15 protein-coding genes are annotated in these 14,371 nt (G+C 74.3%); 13 read left to right on the top strand and 2 right to left on the bottom strand.

Translation table 11 applies throughout. From position 1 onward, the window contains the following. Positions 1-38 precede the first annotated feature (38 nt). The 6 genes from ACFPK1_RS13375 to ACFPK1_RS13350 all read left to right on the top strand — a co-directional run bounded on the left by ACFPK1_RS13375 (position 39) and on the right by ACFPK1_RS13350 (position 8,269). Complete coding sequence (locus tag ACFPK1_RS13375) at positions 39-2,702, top strand: glycoside hydrolase family 65 protein (protein ID WP_378021429.1); 2,664 nt, start codon at positions 39-41, stop codon at positions 2,700-2,702. Beyond that, positions 2,699-3,463 (top strand): HAD family hydrolase, encoded by a 765-nt coding sequence (locus ACFPK1_RS13370; protein WP_378021428.1) that lies wholly within the window; start codon positions 2,699-2,701, stop codon positions 3,461-3,463. The genes ACFPK1_RS13375 and ACFPK1_RS13370 overlap by 4 nt, the downstream gene beginning before the upstream one ends. After that, entirely contained in the window at positions 3,460-4,437 is a 978-nt protein-coding gene (locus tag ACFPK1_RS13365; RefSeq protein WP_378021427.1) for an ROK family glucokinase, read from the top strand. The genes ACFPK1_RS13370 and ACFPK1_RS13365 overlap by 4 nt, the downstream gene beginning before the upstream one ends. Then, entirely contained in the window at positions 4,434-5,873 is a 1,440-nt protein-coding gene (locus ACFPK1_RS13360) for a sugar porter family MFS transporter (protein WP_378021426.1), read from the top strand. Before ACFPK1_RS13365 ends, ACFPK1_RS13360 begins: the two co-directional genes overlap by 4 nt. 141 nt (positions 5,874-6,014) lie before the next feature. Then, entirely contained in the window at positions 6,015-7,223 is a 1,209-nt protein-coding gene (locus ACFPK1_RS13355; RefSeq protein ID WP_378021425.1) for a glycosyltransferase family 4 protein, read from the top strand. After that, a complete protein-coding gene (locus ACFPK1_RS13350) occupies positions 7,220-8,269 on the top strand; it encodes an NUDIX hydrolase (RefSeq protein ID WP_378021424.1) in 1,050 nt (349 codons plus the stop codon). Before ACFPK1_RS13355 ends, ACFPK1_RS13350 begins: the two co-directional genes overlap by 4 nt. Here ACFPK1_RS13350 and ACFPK1_RS13345 read toward each other — a convergent pair. Beyond that, positions 8,266-8,667, bottom strand: coding sequence for a VOC family protein (locus ACFPK1_RS13345; RefSeq protein ID WP_378021423.1), 402 nt, complete (start codon positions 8,665-8,667; stop codon positions 8,266-8,268). The two genes, ACFPK1_RS13350 and ACFPK1_RS13345, sit on opposite strands and share 4 nt — an antisense overlap. Positions 8,668-8,742: 75 nt before the next feature. On the opposite strand from ACFPK1_RS13345, the gene ACFPK1_RS13340 reads away from it, so the two are divergent. The 7 genes from ACFPK1_RS13340 to pdxT all read left to right on the top strand — a co-directional run bounded on the left by ACFPK1_RS13340 (position 8,743) and on the right by pdxT (position 13,959). Then, on the top strand, positions 8,743-9,327 hold the full coding sequence (locus ACFPK1_RS13340) for a TetR/AcrR family transcriptional regulator (protein ID WP_378021422.1): 585 nt from the start codon (positions 8,743-8,745) through the stop codon (positions 9,325-9,327). A 105-nt stretch (positions 9,328-9,432) separates the two neighbouring features. Next, on the top strand, positions 9,433-10,335 hold the full coding sequence (pdxS, locus tag ACFPK1_RS13335) for a pyridoxal 5'-phosphate synthase lyase subunit PdxS (RefSeq protein ID WP_378021421.1): 903 nt from the start codon (positions 9,433-9,435) through the stop codon (positions 10,333-10,335). 32 nt (positions 10,336-10,367) lie between these two features. Further along, positions 10,368-10,871: a hypothetical protein gene (locus ACFPK1_RS13330; RefSeq protein ID WP_378021420.1), complete on the top strand. Its 504-nt coding sequence runs from the start codon at positions 10,368-10,370 to the stop codon at positions 10,869-10,871. Positions 10,872-10,891: 20 nt separating this feature from the next. Then, positions 10,892-11,332 carry a hypothetical protein gene (locus ACFPK1_RS13325; protein WP_378021419.1) on the top strand — a complete coding sequence of 147 codons (441 nt, stop codon included), beginning with the start codon at positions 10,892-10,894 and terminating at the stop codon, positions 11,330-11,332. Between the two features lie 127 nt (positions 11,333-11,459). After that, the gene (locus ACFPK1_RS13320) at positions 11,460-12,254 is read left to right on the top strand and encodes a glucose 1-dehydrogenase (RefSeq protein WP_378021643.1); all 795 of its coding nucleotides are present in this window, start codon (positions 11,460-11,462) and stop codon (positions 12,252-12,254) included. Continuing rightward, a complete protein-coding gene (locus ACFPK1_RS13315) occupies positions 12,251-13,330 on the top strand; it encodes a class I mannose-6-phosphate isomerase (protein WP_378021418.1) in 1,080 nt (359 codons plus the stop codon). The genes ACFPK1_RS13320 and ACFPK1_RS13315 overlap by 4 nt, the downstream gene beginning before the upstream one ends. Next, positions 13,327-13,959: a pyridoxal 5'-phosphate synthase glutaminase subunit PdxT gene (gene pdxT / locus ACFPK1_RS13310; protein WP_378021417.1), complete on the top strand. Its 633-nt coding sequence runs from the start codon at positions 13,327-13,329 to the stop codon at positions 13,957-13,959. The genes ACFPK1_RS13315 and pdxT overlap by 4 nt, the downstream gene beginning before the upstream one ends. Here pdxT and ACFPK1_RS13305 read toward each other — a convergent pair. Then, positions 13,928-14,320, bottom strand: a complete 393-nt coding sequence (locus ACFPK1_RS13305; protein WP_378021416.1) for an SCO5389 family protein — start codon at positions 14,318-14,320, stop codon at positions 13,928-13,930. The genes pdxT and ACFPK1_RS13305 overlap by 32 nt on opposite strands. Positions 14,321-14,371: the final 51 nt, after the last annotated feature.

The raw sequence follows: 14,371 nt of genomic DNA, 5'->3' as shown, positions 1-14,371 counted from the left end.
CCGATGAACCAGGCCCTCCCTCGAGTACGGAGACGTCAGTGACGAGCACGACCGACCAGCAGACCGCGACCGGCGCCACCGGCACGGGCGACGACACGGGCGACGTCCTGCCCGGCGGCGCCGTGGCCGACGACTTCACCCTGACGTGGACCGGTCTGGAGCCCGACGACGAGGGCCTGCGCGAGGCGCTCACCAGCACCGGCAACGGCTACTTCTGCACCCGCGGCGCCGCGGAGTGGGAGGACACCGACGCGCCGAAGCACTACGCGGGCACCTACGCCCACGGCGCCTACAACCGCGAGACGACGATCCTGGGCGGGCGCCCGGTCCTCAACGAGGACCTCGTCAACCTGCCGAACTGGCTCGTGCTCAAGCTGCGCATCGAGGGCGAGGAGGCCATCCGCCTCGACAACGTCGAGGTGCTGGACTACCGCCACTCGTACGACATCCGGACCGCGATGGTCACCCGCGAGTTCCGCTTCCGCGACCGGGCCGGGCGCGAGACGACGCTGCGGAGCCGGCGCTTCGTGTCGATGGCGCACAGCCACCAGGCCGCCATGGAGTGGACGGTCACCGCCGAGAACTGGTCGGGGCGCATCGGCGTCGTCTCGGCGATCGACGGCCGCGTCGACAACACCATGGTCGCCCGGTACCGCGACCTCGAGGGCCGCCACCTCGACCCCGTCACCCCGCGCACCTTCGGGCCGGAGATCATCGCGCTCAAGGTCCGCACGCGGCAGTCGAACCTCTACGTCTCCGAGGCCGCGCGCACCCGGGTCTACCGCGGCCGCGGGCGCGGCTGGGAGAAGGTGGAGCCGGTCCGCACCCTGCACCAGATGAACGACTACGTGCAGCAGGTGCTCGACCTCGACCTCACCGAGGGCGAGACCGTGCGCGTCGAGAAGATCGTCTCGTTCTTCACCAGCCACGACAACGCGATCACGGAGACGCTGACCGCGGCCGGGCGCCACGTCGAGCGCTACCCCGACTTCGCCGGCTGCCTCGCCGAGCACGTCGACGCCTGGGACGAGTACTGGGACGTCTGCGACCTCGAGGTGCCCGGCGTGCCGCGCGTCCAGCTGCTGCTGCGGTTCCACATGGCCCACGTGCTGCAGGTCTGCTCGCGGCACACGGCCCGCCACGACGCCGGCGTGCCCGCCCGCGGGCTCAACGGCGAGGCCTACCGCGGGCACGTGTTCTGGGACGAGCTCTACGTCTACCCGTTCCTCAACTACCGGCTCCCGGAGATCACCCGCGGGCTGCTGATGTACCGCTACCGGCGCCTCGCCGAGGCCCGCGCGGCCGCCGCCGAGGCGGGCTACCGCGGGGCGATGTTCCCGTGGCAGTCGGGCAGCGACGGCACCGAGGAGACGCAGGTCGTCCACCTCAACCCGCTCTCGGGCCAGTGGGACCCCGACCACTCGCACAACCAGCGCCACGTCAACGCGGCGATCTTCTACAACGTCTGGCAGTACTACCAGGCCACCGACGACCTCGAGTTCCTGCGCGACTACGGCGCCGAGCTCATGCTCGAGATCGCCAGGTTCTGGGCCTCGATCGCGCACAAGAACCCCAACACGGGCCGCTGGGAGATCCACGGCGTGATGGGGCCCGACGAGTTCCACGAGCGCTACCCGGGCTCGGAGCACGGCGGGCTGCGCAACAACGCCTACACCAACGTCATGGTCGCGTGGATCTGCGCGACGGCGCCGAAGGTGCTCGCGCTGCTGCCCAAGAGCCGGCGCCGGGCGCTGCGCAGCCGCCTCGGCATCACCGACGACGAGATCAGCCGCTGGTCGGAGATGTGCACGTCCATGACGGTGCCGACCCACCTCGACGGCGACGGGCACCCGGTGATCACGCAGTTCGAGGGCTACGAGGCGCTCGGCGAGCTCGACTGGGAGGGCTACCGCGCCAAGCACCGCAACATCCAGCGCATGGACCGCATCCTCAAGGCCGAGGGTGACGACCCGGACCGCTACAAGCTCGCCAAGCAGGCCGACGCGGTGATGCTGTTCTTCCTGTTCGGCGACGACGAGCTCCGCGAGATCTTCTCGCGGCTCGGCTACGACGCGATCGCCGACGACGAGGACCTCGCGCGCCGCACCATCGACTACTACGACAAGCGCACCTCGCACGGCTCGACGCTCTCGCTCGTCGCGCACGCCGCGGTGCTGGCCGGCATCGACCCCGAGAGCTCCTGGGAGCGCTTCCTCGTCGCCGTCGAGTCCGACATCGGCGACGTGCAGGGCGGCACCACCAAGGAGGGCATCCACATGGGGGTCATGTCGGGGACCCTCGACCTGCTCCAGCGCGCCTACCTGGGCGCCGGGGCCCGCGACGGCGTGCTGACCTTCTCCCCGCGGCTCACCCTGCGCCTCGACGGGCTCGCGCTCTCGCTGGTGTTCCAGGGCACGACGCTGCGCGTCTCGGTCGCCGGCGGCGCGCTCACCGTCGCCGTGCAGTCCGAGGGCTTCAGCCACCCCGTGCGGATCGGGCTCGGCGACGAGGTCCGCGAGCTCGGGGCCGGCCAGGAGTGGACGGTCGAGCTCGACCGCGACGGGCGGATCAGCCCGCGCTCGACGGACGCCGTCTCCGCGGCGGCGGCACCGGCCTCGGCGGCCTCGGCGACGTCCGCGACCTCGGCGACCTCTGCGACCACCGCCACCGGCGGCCACGACCACGAAGGGAACGGGGCATGAGCGGCACTGAACGGTCCGGATTCGGCGGAGCGATCTTCGACGTGGACGGCGTCCTCGTCGACTCCCCGCACGAGGAGGCCTGGCGTGAGTCGCTGCGCGAGCTCATGGAGGGCCCCTGGTCGGACATCGTCTCGCAGACGAGCTACACGCCCGAGAAGTTCACGCCCGCGCTCTACCACGAGCGGATGTCGGGCAAGCCGCGCAAGGCCGGCGCCACCGCGGCGCTCGAGTACTTCGGCGTCCCCGACATCGACCGCCGCGTGCAGGAGTACGGCGAGTACAAGCAGGAGATGATCATCCGGCTGATCTCGGAGGGGCGCTTCTCGGCCTACGACGACGCCGTGCAGTTCGTCGTCGACGTCAAGCAGTCCGGCATCCCGATCGCCGCGGCGTCCTCGTCGAAGAACGCGAAGCTCTTCCTCGAGCGCGTCGACCTGTCCCGCTTCGGGGCGGAGGGCAACCTCCACGGCTACTTCGACGTCGACGTCTCCGGCCGGGACTTCGCCCAGGGCAAGCCCAACCCGGAGATCTTCCTGACGGCGGCCTCCGAGCTCGGCGTCGACCCGGCGAACGCGTTCGTCGCCGAGGACGCCGTCAACGGCATCCAGGCCGCGAAGGCCGGGGGCTTCGGCGCGCTCGGGGTGTCCCGGGCCGACGACGTCGACGCACTCGCCGCCGAGGGCGCCGACGTCGTCGTCACCGACATGGGCACCATCGACCTGTCGGCGCTCGCCCGGGGTGAGCTGGTGACGAAGTCATGAGCGGGCTGACCGTCGGCGTGGACGTCGGCGGCACCAAGATCGCCGCGGGGGTCGTCGACGAGAGCGGCAAGCTCATCGCCTCGACCCGCCGCGAGACGCCGGCGACCGACACCCACATGGTCCTGGAGGCCATCGCCGACGGGGTCGGCGAGCTGCGCACCCACCACGACGTCGTCGGGGTCGGCATCGGCGCGGCGGGCTTCGTCGACGCGGCCCGGGCCACGGTCATGTTCGCGCCCAACCTCGCGTGGCGCGACGAGGACCTGCGGGGCGAGCTGTCGCGGGCGCTCGACCTGCCGGTCGTGGTCGAGAACGACGCCAACGCCGTGGCGTGGGCCGAGTCCCGCTTCGGCGCCGGCCGCGACCACGACGACCTCGTCGCCATCACGATCGGGACGGGCGTCGGCGGCGGCATCGTCACCAACGGGCGGCTGCTGCGCGGCGGCTACGGCGTCGCCGCCGAGATCGGCCACATCACGATGGTCCCGTACGGGCGCCGCTGCGGCTGCGGGCTGCAGGGCTGCTGGGAGCAGTACGGCTCCGGGCGCGCGCTGGTCGGCGAGGCCCGGGAGATCGCGCGGCACTCGCCGGCGTTCGCGGCCGGCCTGCTCGCGGCCGCCGGCGGCGACGCCGAGGCGATCACCGGGGAGATGGTGACCGCCGCGGCCCAGCAGGGCGACGTGGGCGGGCTGCACTGCTTCGACGAGATCGGCCGCTGGATCGGCCTCGGTCTCGCCCAGCTGGCGGCCGTGCTGGACCCGAGCCTGTTCGTCATCGGCGGCGGCGTGTCCGCGGCCGGCGAGGTCCTGCGGGGCCGGGTCGAGGAGACCTTCCGAGCGAATCTCACGGGACGCGGCCACCGGCCGGTCGCCGAGGTGCGGCTCGCGGAGTTGGGGTGGGAGTCCGGGATGGTCGGCGCCGCCGACCTCGCCCGGACCAGTGACGACAGTGCCGTTCCCGGGAGTGACCGATGACCGATCCAGCGCCGGGGGCACCCGGTTCCAGGGAGAAGACGACCGCCAAGGCGATCCTCATCTCCGTCGTGGCCGCCGTGGGCGGCTTCCTGTTCGGCTTCGACTCGAGCGTCATCAACGGCGCGGTCGACGCCCTCAACGACCAGTTCGGGCTCCAGGACAGCCCGCTGCTGTCCGGCTTCGCGGTGGCCGTGGCCCTGCTGGGGTCGGCGGTGGGCGCCTGGTTCGCCGGCCCGGTCGCCGACCGGTACGGCCGCGTGCGCGTCATGCTGATCGCGGCCGCGCTGTTCGCCATCAGCTCGATCGGCTCCGGCCTCGCGTTCGCGGTCTGGGACCTCATCATCTGGCGGTTCCTCGCCGGCGTCGGCATCGGCATCGCCTCGGTGATCGCCCCCGCCTACATCGCCGAGATCGCGCCGGCGCACATCCGCGGGCGGCTCGCGTCGCTGCAGCAGATGGCGATCGTGCTCGGCATCTTCGTCGCCCTGCTCTCCGACGCCCTGCTCGCGGGCGTGGCCGGCGGTGCGGCCAACACGTTCTGGCTGGGCCTCGAGGCGTGGCGCTGGATGTTCCTCGTCGGGCTCATCCCGTCGGTCATCTACGCGATCCTCGCCCTGCGGATCCCCGAGTCGCCCCGCTACCTGGTGGCCAAGGGCCGGCTGGACGAGGCGGCCCGCGTGCTCGCGAACGTCCTGGGCTCGACGGTCGAGGGTGTCCAGGAGAAGGTCCACGAGATCCGCGAGACCCTGCGCCGCGAGGAGAAGCCCAGCCTGCGCGACCTGCGGGGGAGCGCGGCGGGCCTGCGCCCGATCGTCTGGGTCGGCATCCTGCTGTCGGTCTTCCAGCAGTTCGTCGGCATCAACGTGATCTTCTACTACTCGACGACGCTGTGGCAGGCCGTCGGGTTCTCCGAGAGCGACTCGTTCCTCGCGTCGGTCATCAACTCGCTGGTCAACGTGCTCGCCACCGTCGTCGCGATCCTCATCGTCGACAAGGTGGGCCGCAAGCCGATGCTGCTCGGCGGCTCGGCCGGCATGGTCGTCACGCTCGCGGTCATGGCCGTCGCGTTCTCGCAGGCGGTCATCACGGTGGTCGACGGCGAGGAGACGCCGAACCTGCCCGGCCCGTGGGGCCCGATCGCGCTCGTCGCGGCGAACCTCTACGTGGTCGCGTTCGCGGTCTCGTGGGGCCCGGTCGTGTGGGTGCTGCTCGGTGAGATGTTCCCGAACTGGTTGCGTGCCGCGGCGCTCTCCGTCGCGGCCGCCGCGCAGTGGATCGCGAACTTCCTCATCACCGTGTCGTTCCAGTCGCTCGCCGACATCGGCCTGACCCTGGCGTACGGGCTCTACGCGCTGTTCGCGCTGCTGTCGTTCTTCTTCGTCAGCCGCTTCGTGCAGGAGACGAAGGGCAAGGAACTGGAGGAGATGGTCGGCTGACCCCCGTCGCGAGCGGCACGTTCCGCATGATCGTCGGGCCTCCGTGCCTGCCGAACGTGCCGCTCGCCGAAGGGGAGCACTGGCTCGTCGGCGCGGGGCGTCACGGCCGCACCACGGGGCGCCGATACGCTGGCGACCGCCATGCGCATCGGGATCGTGTGTCCGTACTCGCTGGACGTCGCCGGCGGGGTCCAGGCGCACGTCCTCGATCTCGCGCACGCCCTGACGGGGCTGGGCCACCACGTCGACGTGCTCGCCCCGGCGGGCCGGGACACCACGGTGCCCGCGGGCGTCACGCGGGCGGGGCGCTCGCTGGGCATCCCGTACAACGGCTCGGTCGCGCGCCTGACCTTCGGGCCGGTGTCGCTCGCCCGGGTCCGGCGCTGGCTGCGCGACGGCGATTTCGACGTCCTGCACGTCCACGAGCCGACCGCGCCGAGCCTGTCGTTCCTGGCGCTCGTCGTCGCCGAGGGCCCGGTGGTGGCGACGTTCCACACGTCGACCCCGCGCTCGCGCACGATGACGTTCTTCGAGCCGGTGCTGCGCCCGCTGCTGGAGCGGGTGACCGCGCGGATCGCGGTGTCGCCGCTGGCGCGCCAGGTCTACGTCGAGCACCTCGGCGGCGACGCGGTGGAGATCCCGAACGGGGTGGACGTCGCGGCGTTCGCGGACGCGCCCCCGCTGCCCGGCCACGCGCACCACGGCCGCGGCGCCACCGTCGGCTTCGTCGGGCGCTACACCGAACCGCGCAAGGGCATGCCGCTGCTGCTCGAGGCCCTGCGCCCGCTCGCCGCCGGGCGCCCGGACCTGCGGCTGGTCGTGGTCGGGCGGGGCGACGAGGACGAGCTGCGCGAGCAGGCGGGGCCGGGGCTCGCCGACCGGATCGAGCTGCTCGGCGCCGTCGACGAGCCCACCAAGGCCTCGATGCTCGCGTCGATCGACCTGCTCGCCACCCCCAACACCGGCGGCGAGAGCTTCGGCGTCGTGCTCGCCGAGGGCATGGCGGCCGGGGCCCCGGTGGTCGCGAGCGACATCGACGCCTTCCGCCGCGTGCTCGGCGACCCGCCGGCGGGCGTGGCGGTGCCGAGCGGCGACGCCGCCGCCTGGAGCGGGGCGATCGCGGCGCTGCTCGACGACCCCGCCCGCCGGGACGCCCTGCGCGCCGCCGGACGCCGGCGGGTGGCCGCGTTCGACTGGTCGGTGGTGGCCGCCGCCGTCCTGCGGGTGTACGAGGTCGCCGTGGCGGCCGATCCCCGGCGGGTCGGCGCGAACGGTCGCCTCTCGGCGCCCGTGCCGACGGGATCCCGCGGGCAGGACCGTCGGGAGCACGACCTACCGTCATCGCCGTGACCCTCCTCGGCCCCACCGGCGTGCTGGTGGTCATCGTCGCGACCGCGGTGCTCCTGTTGGTGATCGTCACCGGGGCGGTGCTGATCGCTCGCGCGCGGCGCCTCGACCGGCTGCACGTGCGCACCGACGCCGCGGCCGCGGGGCTCGCGGCCGTGCTCGACCGCCGGGCCGCGGTCGTGCGGGCCATCGCCGCGACGGCGGGTCCGGTCGCGCTCGCCGACGCCGACCGGCGCGCCCTGCGCGCCGCCGCCCGCGCGGCCACCGCGACCCGCGCGGCGGGCGAGGGTGACCTGGACGCCGAGCGCGAGGCGGCCGAGAACGACCTGACCCGCGCGCTGGGGGCGCTGGACACCGCCGCGCTCCCGGCCGACCTCGCCGCCGAGCTCGCCGACGCCCACGCGCGGGTGTCGGTGGCCCGGCGCATCCACAACGACGCCGTCCGCGACACCCGGGCCCTGCGCGGCCGGCGGATGGTGCGCTGGCTGCGCCTGGCCGGCACCGCACCGGTGCCGCGCTACTTCGAGATCGCCGAGCCGGGACCCGACGGCCTGCCCGTCGAGCCCGCGGTGCGGGTCGCCCAGGACGCCGTGCGCGCGGTGGTCATCGACGACGGCGGGCGGGTGCTGCTCTTCGAGGGCGTCGACCCGGCGCGGCCCGCCGAGACGTTCTGGTTCGCCCCGGGCGGCGGCGTCCGCCCGGGGGAGGAGCCCGTGGCGGCCGTCCTGCGCACGGTGGGGGAGGAGACGGGCCTGGTGGTGCGCGCCGACCAGGTGCGCGGTCCGCTGTGGGTGCGCGAGGTCGTGTTCGAGTCCGACGGCACGACCTACGCCGGCCGCGAGCTCTTCCACGCCGTGCACGTGCCGAACGGCGACGTCGACGCCAGCACGTTCACCGAGCACGAGGCGCGCACCGTCACGGGCCACCGCTGGTGGACCCCCGCCGAGCTGGCCGTGACGCTCGACGTCGTCCACCCCCACCAGCTGCCCGGCCTGCTCGCCGACCCCCGCACGCTCGAGCCGGGGCCGGTCCCGCTGGCGATCCACTAGACCACGGCGCCCTCGTACTCGGCGCCGACCGGGATCTCGGTGATGACGTCGACGAGCACGCCCGCGGGGTCGGCGACGATGAAGTGGCGCTGGCCGAACTCCTCCGAGCGCAGCTCGAGCTCGGGGCGCAGGCCCCCGCGCACGACGAGGCGCTCGTACTGCGCGTCGACGTCGGGCACCTCGACGTTGAGCAGCAGGCCGCGCGCCGGGGTGCGGAAGCCCGCGGGGACCGTCGGGTGGTCGGCCGCGACGAAGGCGAGCTCGTGCGCGCCGCGGCGCAGGCTCACGTACCAGTCGACCTCGAAGACCACCTCGAACCCGAAGTGCTCGACCCAGAAGGCCCGGGAGGAGGCGACGTCGGTGACGCCGAGGACGGGGTAGAAGCCGGTCGGTTCCATGGCGAGGTCCTTTCGCGTACCGTTGGTACGTCAATGGTGCTGGCGTACCATCGGTACGTCAAGAGGGAGGTCGCCGTGGCCGGTGTGCGGGCCGAGCAGCGCGAGCGGACGCGGCGCGCGCTCGTCGAGCAGGCGCGGGCGCTGTTCGCCACGCGCGGCTACGGCGACGTCGGCCTCGCCGAGATCGTGGCCGCGGCCGGCGTCACCAAGGGCGCGCTGTACCACCAGTTCGACGGCAAGACCGACCTGTTCCGCGCCGTGCTGGCCGACGTCGCCGCCGAGGTCGCCGCGGCGGTCGTCGCGGCCGCGCAGGCGCAGGGGGACACCCCCTGGGCGCAGTTCACGGCCGGCAGCCGGGCCTGGCTGGAGGCGAGCACCGACCCCGCGGTGGCCCGGATCGCGCTCGTCGACGGGCCCGCCGTGCTCGGGTGGTCCGAGTGGCGCGCGATCGACGAGGCCACGTCGGGGCGCCACCTCGTGGCGGCGCTGGAGACGCTCGTGGCGCGCGGCGTGCTCGCCCCGCGGCCGGTCGAGCCGCTGGCCCACCTGCTCGGCGGGGCGATGAACGAGGCGGCCCTGTGGCTCGCGGTCACCGACGAGCCCGACGCCCTGGAGCGGGTGTGGGCCGAGCTGCTGGCGATGATGGAGGCGCTGCGCTGACCCGGGCGTGCACCGCGTCACGCCTCACGCCCGCGTGACGGACGTACGATCGCCTGCAGACCCAGCAGCCGACACCGCCGTCGAGCGCACCACCGGAGGGACACCGTGACCAGGCCCGACACCAGCCCCGCCACCGGCACCGGAGGGGTCAAGCGCGGCCTCGCCGACATGCTCAAGGGCGGCGTGATCATGGACGTCGTCACGCCGGAGCAGGCGAAGATCGCGGAGGACGCGGGCGCCGTCGCCGTCATGGCGCTCGAGCGGGTGCCGGCCGACATCCGCGCCGACGGGGGCGTGGCCCGCATGTCCGACCCCGACATGATCACCGGGATCGTCGACGCCGTCTCCATCCCCGTGATGGCGAAGGCACGCATCGGGCACTTCGTCGAGGCCCAGGTGCTGCAGTCCCTCGGCGTCGACTACGTCGACGAGTCCGAGGTGCTCACCCCGGCCGACGAGGCCCACCACATCGACAAGTGGGCGTTCACCGTGCCGTTCGTCTGCGGCGCGACCAACCTCGGCGAGGCGCTGCGCCGGCTCGGCGAGGGCGCGGCGATGATCCGTTCGAAGGGCGAGGCCGGCACCGGCAACGTCGTCGAGGCCACCCGCCACATGCGCGCGATCCGCGCGGAGATCCGGGCGCTGTCGCGCATGGACCCGCAGGAGCTCTACGCTGCGGCGAAGGAGCTGCGGGCACCGGTGACGCTGGTCCAGGAGGTGGCCGAGGCGGGGCGCCTGCCGGTCGTCCTGTTCACCGCGGGCGGCATCGCCACCCCGGCCGACGCGGCGATGATGATGCAGCTCGGCGCCGAGGGCGTGTTCGTCGGCTCGGGGATCTTCAAGTCCGGCGACCCGGCCCGGCGCGCCGAGGCGATCGTGCGGGCCACGACCTTCCACGACGACCCCGACGTCATCGCCAAGGTGTCGGCGGGCCTCGGCGAGGCGATGGTCGGGCGCACGACCGCCGACATGCCCGAGAGCGAGCGCCTGGCCACGCGCGGCTGGTGAGATCCGCGGGCGCGCGTGGGACGATGAGGGCGATGACCACGTCGCACGGCTCCCCGGTCGACCCCGAGGCGCGGACCGAGACGATGCGCGCCGTCGGGCCGGACGCGCCCGCGCCCCGCGCTCCCCGCCGCCGGCCGGTGGAGCAGGAGCCGGTGGAGGAGCCCGCCCGCCGCAACGGCATGGGCACCCCGGCCCTGGTGCTGGGGCTGCTCGCCGCCGCGACGTGCTGGACGGGCTGGGCGGGCGTGGTGCTCGGCCTGCCCGCCGTGGTCGCGGGCTACCTGGGCGCGCGCCGCGCGTTCCACGACCTCGCGACCGACGGCGCCGCGTCGCTCGGCGGCCTCGTCACCGGGTTCATCGGGCTGGTGGTCGGCGCGGTCATCGTCTGGCCGACGCTGTTCGGCTCCGGCGGCTTCGGCGACGGGCTCACCCTCGACCAGTGCATGGAGCAGTCGACGACGGCCCGCGAGATGCACATGTGCAAGTCGCAGCACCTCGCCGAGTTCAACGAGCGGTACCCGAACGCCGCCGAGTGAGCGCCTGGCACGATCGCGCCATGACGTCCGCTCCGCAGCCCCCCGCCCGGCAGGGTCGCCGCGACGACGGTGAGCGCGACCGGCGCGACCGCGACGGGGGTCTCGGCACCGCCGCGCTGGCGCTGGGCCTGCTCGCGGTCGGCACGTGCTGGCTGGGCTGGCCCGGCGTCGGGCTGGGGCTGGTCGGCCTGGTCGTCGGCTTCATCGGCTCGCGGCGCGCCTTCCACGACCCGCAGCGCAGCGGCGCCATGTCGCTCAGCGGCTTCGTGCTCGCCCTGATCGGGTTCGTGGTCGGCGCGTGGATCGTGGTGCCGGCCCTGCTGGGCATCGGCACGTTCGGCGAGGGCCTCACGCTCGACGAGTGCATGGCGCAGGCCCAGGGCCAGCACGAGGAGCGGATGTGCGCCTCGCAGCACGTCGACGAGTACCGCGCCCGCTACGGGGACCCCGGCACGGGGTGACCCGGTCGGTCGGGGCCCGCCGCATGCGCGGCGCCCCGATCGGTGACCCCTCCCGGTGACGCAGTCCCGATCGGGAGGAGTCGCCGTGAGCGGCCACCAGCAGGAGCACCCCGGCCACGAGCACCTCATGTCGCCGCCGGCCGACTGCGGCGAGGAGACCTACCGGGGCCACGGGCGCCTGGCGGGCAAGACCGCGCTGATCACGGGGGGCGACAGCGGCATCGGGCGGGCCGTCGCGATCGCGTTCGCGCGCGAGGGCGCCGACGTGGCGATCGCCCACCTCCCCGACGAGGAGTCCGACGGGCGCGAGGTCGAGCGACTGGTCACCGAGGCGGGCCGCACGGCGGTGCGCGTGCCCGGCGACCTGTCGGACCCGCAGGCCTGCCGCGACCTGGTCGCCCGCGCCGTCGAGGCGTTCGGGCGCCTCGACGTGCTGGTCAACAACGCGGCGTTCCAGATGGTGCGGCCCAGCCTCGAGGACGTCCCGGACGAGGAGTGGGACCGCACGATCGCGGTGAACCTCGACGCCCTCTTCCACGTCACGAAGGCGGCCCTGCCCCACATGGGCGCGGGCGGGTCGATCATCAACACCACGTCGGTGAACTCCGATAACCCGCCGCCCGGTCTCATCGCCTACGACGCGACCAAGGCCGGGATCGCCAACTTCACCGCCGCGCTGGCCCGGCAGTACGGCGCGCGGGGCATCCGGGCGAACAGCGTGGCCCCCGGGCCGATCTGGACGCCGCTGATCCCGGCGACGATGCCCGCCGAGGACGTCGAGGGCTTCGGCAAGGACACCCCGCTGGGCCGCGCCGGCCAGCCCGCCGAGCTCGCGCCGGTGTACGTGCTGCTGGCCTCCGACGAGGCCAGCTACGTCTCGGGCGCCCGGATCGCCGTCACCGGCGGGACGCCGATCCTGTGAGCGGCTGGCTCCCGCTGCACCTCACCACGCCGGTCGCGTCGCACGTGTTCGGCGGCCGGGCGATCGTCGAGCGTCTCGGGCGCGACGACCTGCCCCCGGGCCGCGTGGCCGAGACGTGGGAGGTCAGCGACGTCGACGGGATGGCGTCGGTGGTCGTCGCCGGGCCGCTGACCGGGCGCTCGCTGCGCGACGTGGTCACGACCTGGCCCGACGAGGTGCTGGGGCCGGGCCGGCGCGACGGCGCCTTCCCGTTCCTGACCAAGACCATCGACGCGCACGGCACCCTGCCCGTGCACCTGCACGCCGACGACGCCACCGCGCAGCGCCTCGAGGGCACCCCGACCGGCAAGACCGAGGCGTGGCACGTCCTCGAGGCGGCCCCCGGGGCGACCGCGCTGTGCGGCACGCACCCCGGTGTCGACACCGACACGCTGCGCACGGCGCTGCTCGACGGCGACTTCGACGCGGTGCTGCGCCGCCTGCCGGTGCGGGCCGGGGAGACGATCTACGTGCCGGGCGGGACGCTGCACTCGTTCGGCCCGGACACGCTCGTGCACGAGATCGAGCAGACCTCCGACGTCGTGCAGCACGCGATGCCCTGGCACATGGAGGACGGCTCGCCCGTCCCGCCCGCGCAGCAGCGGGCGAACGTCGAGGCGCTGCTCGCGCAGTGGGACCCCGCGCCCCGCCCCGAGTTCCGCCCCGGGCTCGCCGTCGACGTCGACGACGGCGTCTCGCGGGTGGTGCTCACCGCCGGGCCGTACTTCGCGCTCGACCGCTGGCGCGTCGCGCGCCGCGCGACGATCGGGGTCCGCTCGGCCACGGTGCTGACCAACGTCGGCGCGCCGGTGTGCCTGCGGGTCGGCCAGCACGCCGAGAGCCTGGGGCGCGGGCGCTCGGTGCTGCTCCCGGCGGCGCTCGGGAGCCTCACCGTCGACGGGCCCGCGGACCTCCTCGCGGGGCACCGCGCCGACCTCGAGCACGACGTGTGGGCGCCCCTGCTCGCCGCGGGCCACGGGGCGGGCGCCATCGGCCGGCTGGGTCCGGGCCCGGAGGTTCCTAGACTGGAGGCGTGAGCGCACCCGTCGGCGTCCTGGCCCTGCAGGGCAACGTCCCCGAGCACCTCGACGCCCTGCGGGCGTGCGGGGCGGACGCGCGGCCGGTGCGCCGGCCCTCGGAGCTCGCCGAGGTGGCGGGGCTCGTGCTGCCCGGCGGCGAGTCGACGACGCTGTCGAAGCTGCTCGAGGCGTTCGAGCTGCTCGAGCCCCTGCGCGAGCGCCTCGCGGCCGGGATGCCCGCGTTCGGCTCGTGCGCCGGGATGATCCTGCTGGCGCGCGAGGCCGTCGACGCCCGCCCCGACCAGCACCAGCTCGGCGCGCTGGACATCACGGTGCGCCGCAACGCGTTCGGCCGCCAGGTGCAGTCGTTCGAGACCGACCTCGCGGTCACCGGGGTGGCGGGCGGCCCGGTACGGGCGGTGTTCATCCGCGCCCCCTGGGTCGAGTCGACGGGGCGCGGCGTCGAGGTGCTCGCCCGCGTCCCCGGCGGGGCACCGGGCCCGGCGTCGGGCAAGGTCGTCGCCGTCCGCCAGGGGCCGGTGATCGCCACCGCGTTCCACCCCGAGCAGACCGGCGACGCCCGCCTGCACGACCTGTTCCTGCGCCAGGTGCGCGCTAGCAGTCCCGGAGTTCCGGCGACTGGTTGAGCAGCTGGCCGCGCGGCGAGGTGAACTCGCGGTAGGTGGCCCCGTCCACCGCCGCCGGGCGGAACGCGGCGACGCGGTGGCAGTTCTGGAAGGCGAGCGTGACGCCGAAGTGGCGCTCGAGGCCGCCGCGGATGGCGTCCGAGGCGAGCGCGCGCAGCAGCTGGCCGCGCTCGGCCTCGCTCGGCGGCGGGACCTCGTGGTCGGCGAGCTCGCCGCCGGAGAGCTCGAGGTCGGCCACGGTCGAGGAGATGACCGTCCACGCGTAGGGCAGCGAGGTCCGCACGCAGTCGACGAACTCGGCGTCGGTCACCTCGCCGCGCGCGGCGCTGTCGAGCAGCTCGGGGGAGACGTCCAGGGACATGGTCTGACCTCCAGGGGAGACGTGGGCGGAGCCGGAGCTCGACCGTGGGGG

The organism is Actinomycetospora rhizophila (assembly GCF_042657905.1).
GTDB lineage: Bacteria > Actinomycetota > Actinomycetes > Mycobacteriales > Pseudonocardiaceae > Actinomycetospora > Actinomycetospora rhizophila.
Note: the sequence above shows the minus strand (reverse complement) of the source record. Positions and strands in the feature narration are given on the sequence as shown.

Excerpts from the sequence above, each read along its gene's own strand:
- ACFPK1_RS13320 (WP_378021643.1), top strand. The coding sequence starts at position 11,460 with ATGTCGCCGCCGGCCGACTGCGGCGAGGAGACCTACCGGGGCCACGGG.
- ACFPK1_RS13325 (WP_378021419.1), top strand. The coding sequence starts at position 10,892 with ATGACGTCCGCTCCGCAGCCCCCCGCCCGGCAGGGTCGCCGCGACGAC.
- ACFPK1_RS13355 (WP_378021425.1), top strand. The coding sequence starts at position 6,015 with ATGCGCATCGGGATCGTGTGTCCGTACTCGCTGGACGTCGCCGGCGGG.
- ACFPK1_RS13345 (WP_378021423.1), bottom strand. The coding sequence starts at position 8,667 with ATGGAACCGACCGGCTTCTACCCCGTCCTCGGCGTCACCGACGTCGCC.
- ACFPK1_RS13305 (WP_378021416.1), bottom strand. The coding sequence starts at position 14,320 with ATGTCCCTGGACGTCTCCCCCGAGCTGCTCGACAGCGCCGCGCGCGGC.
- ACFPK1_RS13360 (WP_378021426.1), top strand. The coding sequence starts at position 4,434 with ATGACCGATCCAGCGCCGGGGGCACCCGGTTCCAGGGAGAAGACGACC.
- ACFPK1_RS13330 (WP_378021420.1), top strand. The coding sequence starts at position 10,368 with ATGACCACGTCGCACGGCTCCCCGGTCGACCCCGAGGCGCGGACCGAG.
- ACFPK1_RS13365 (WP_378021427.1), top strand. The coding sequence starts at position 3,460 with ATGAGCGGGCTGACCGTCGGCGTGGACGTCGGCGGCACCAAGATCGCC.
- ACFPK1_RS13370 (WP_378021428.1), top strand. The coding sequence starts at position 2,699 with ATGAGCGGCACTGAACGGTCCGGATTCGGCGGAGCGATCTTCGACGTG.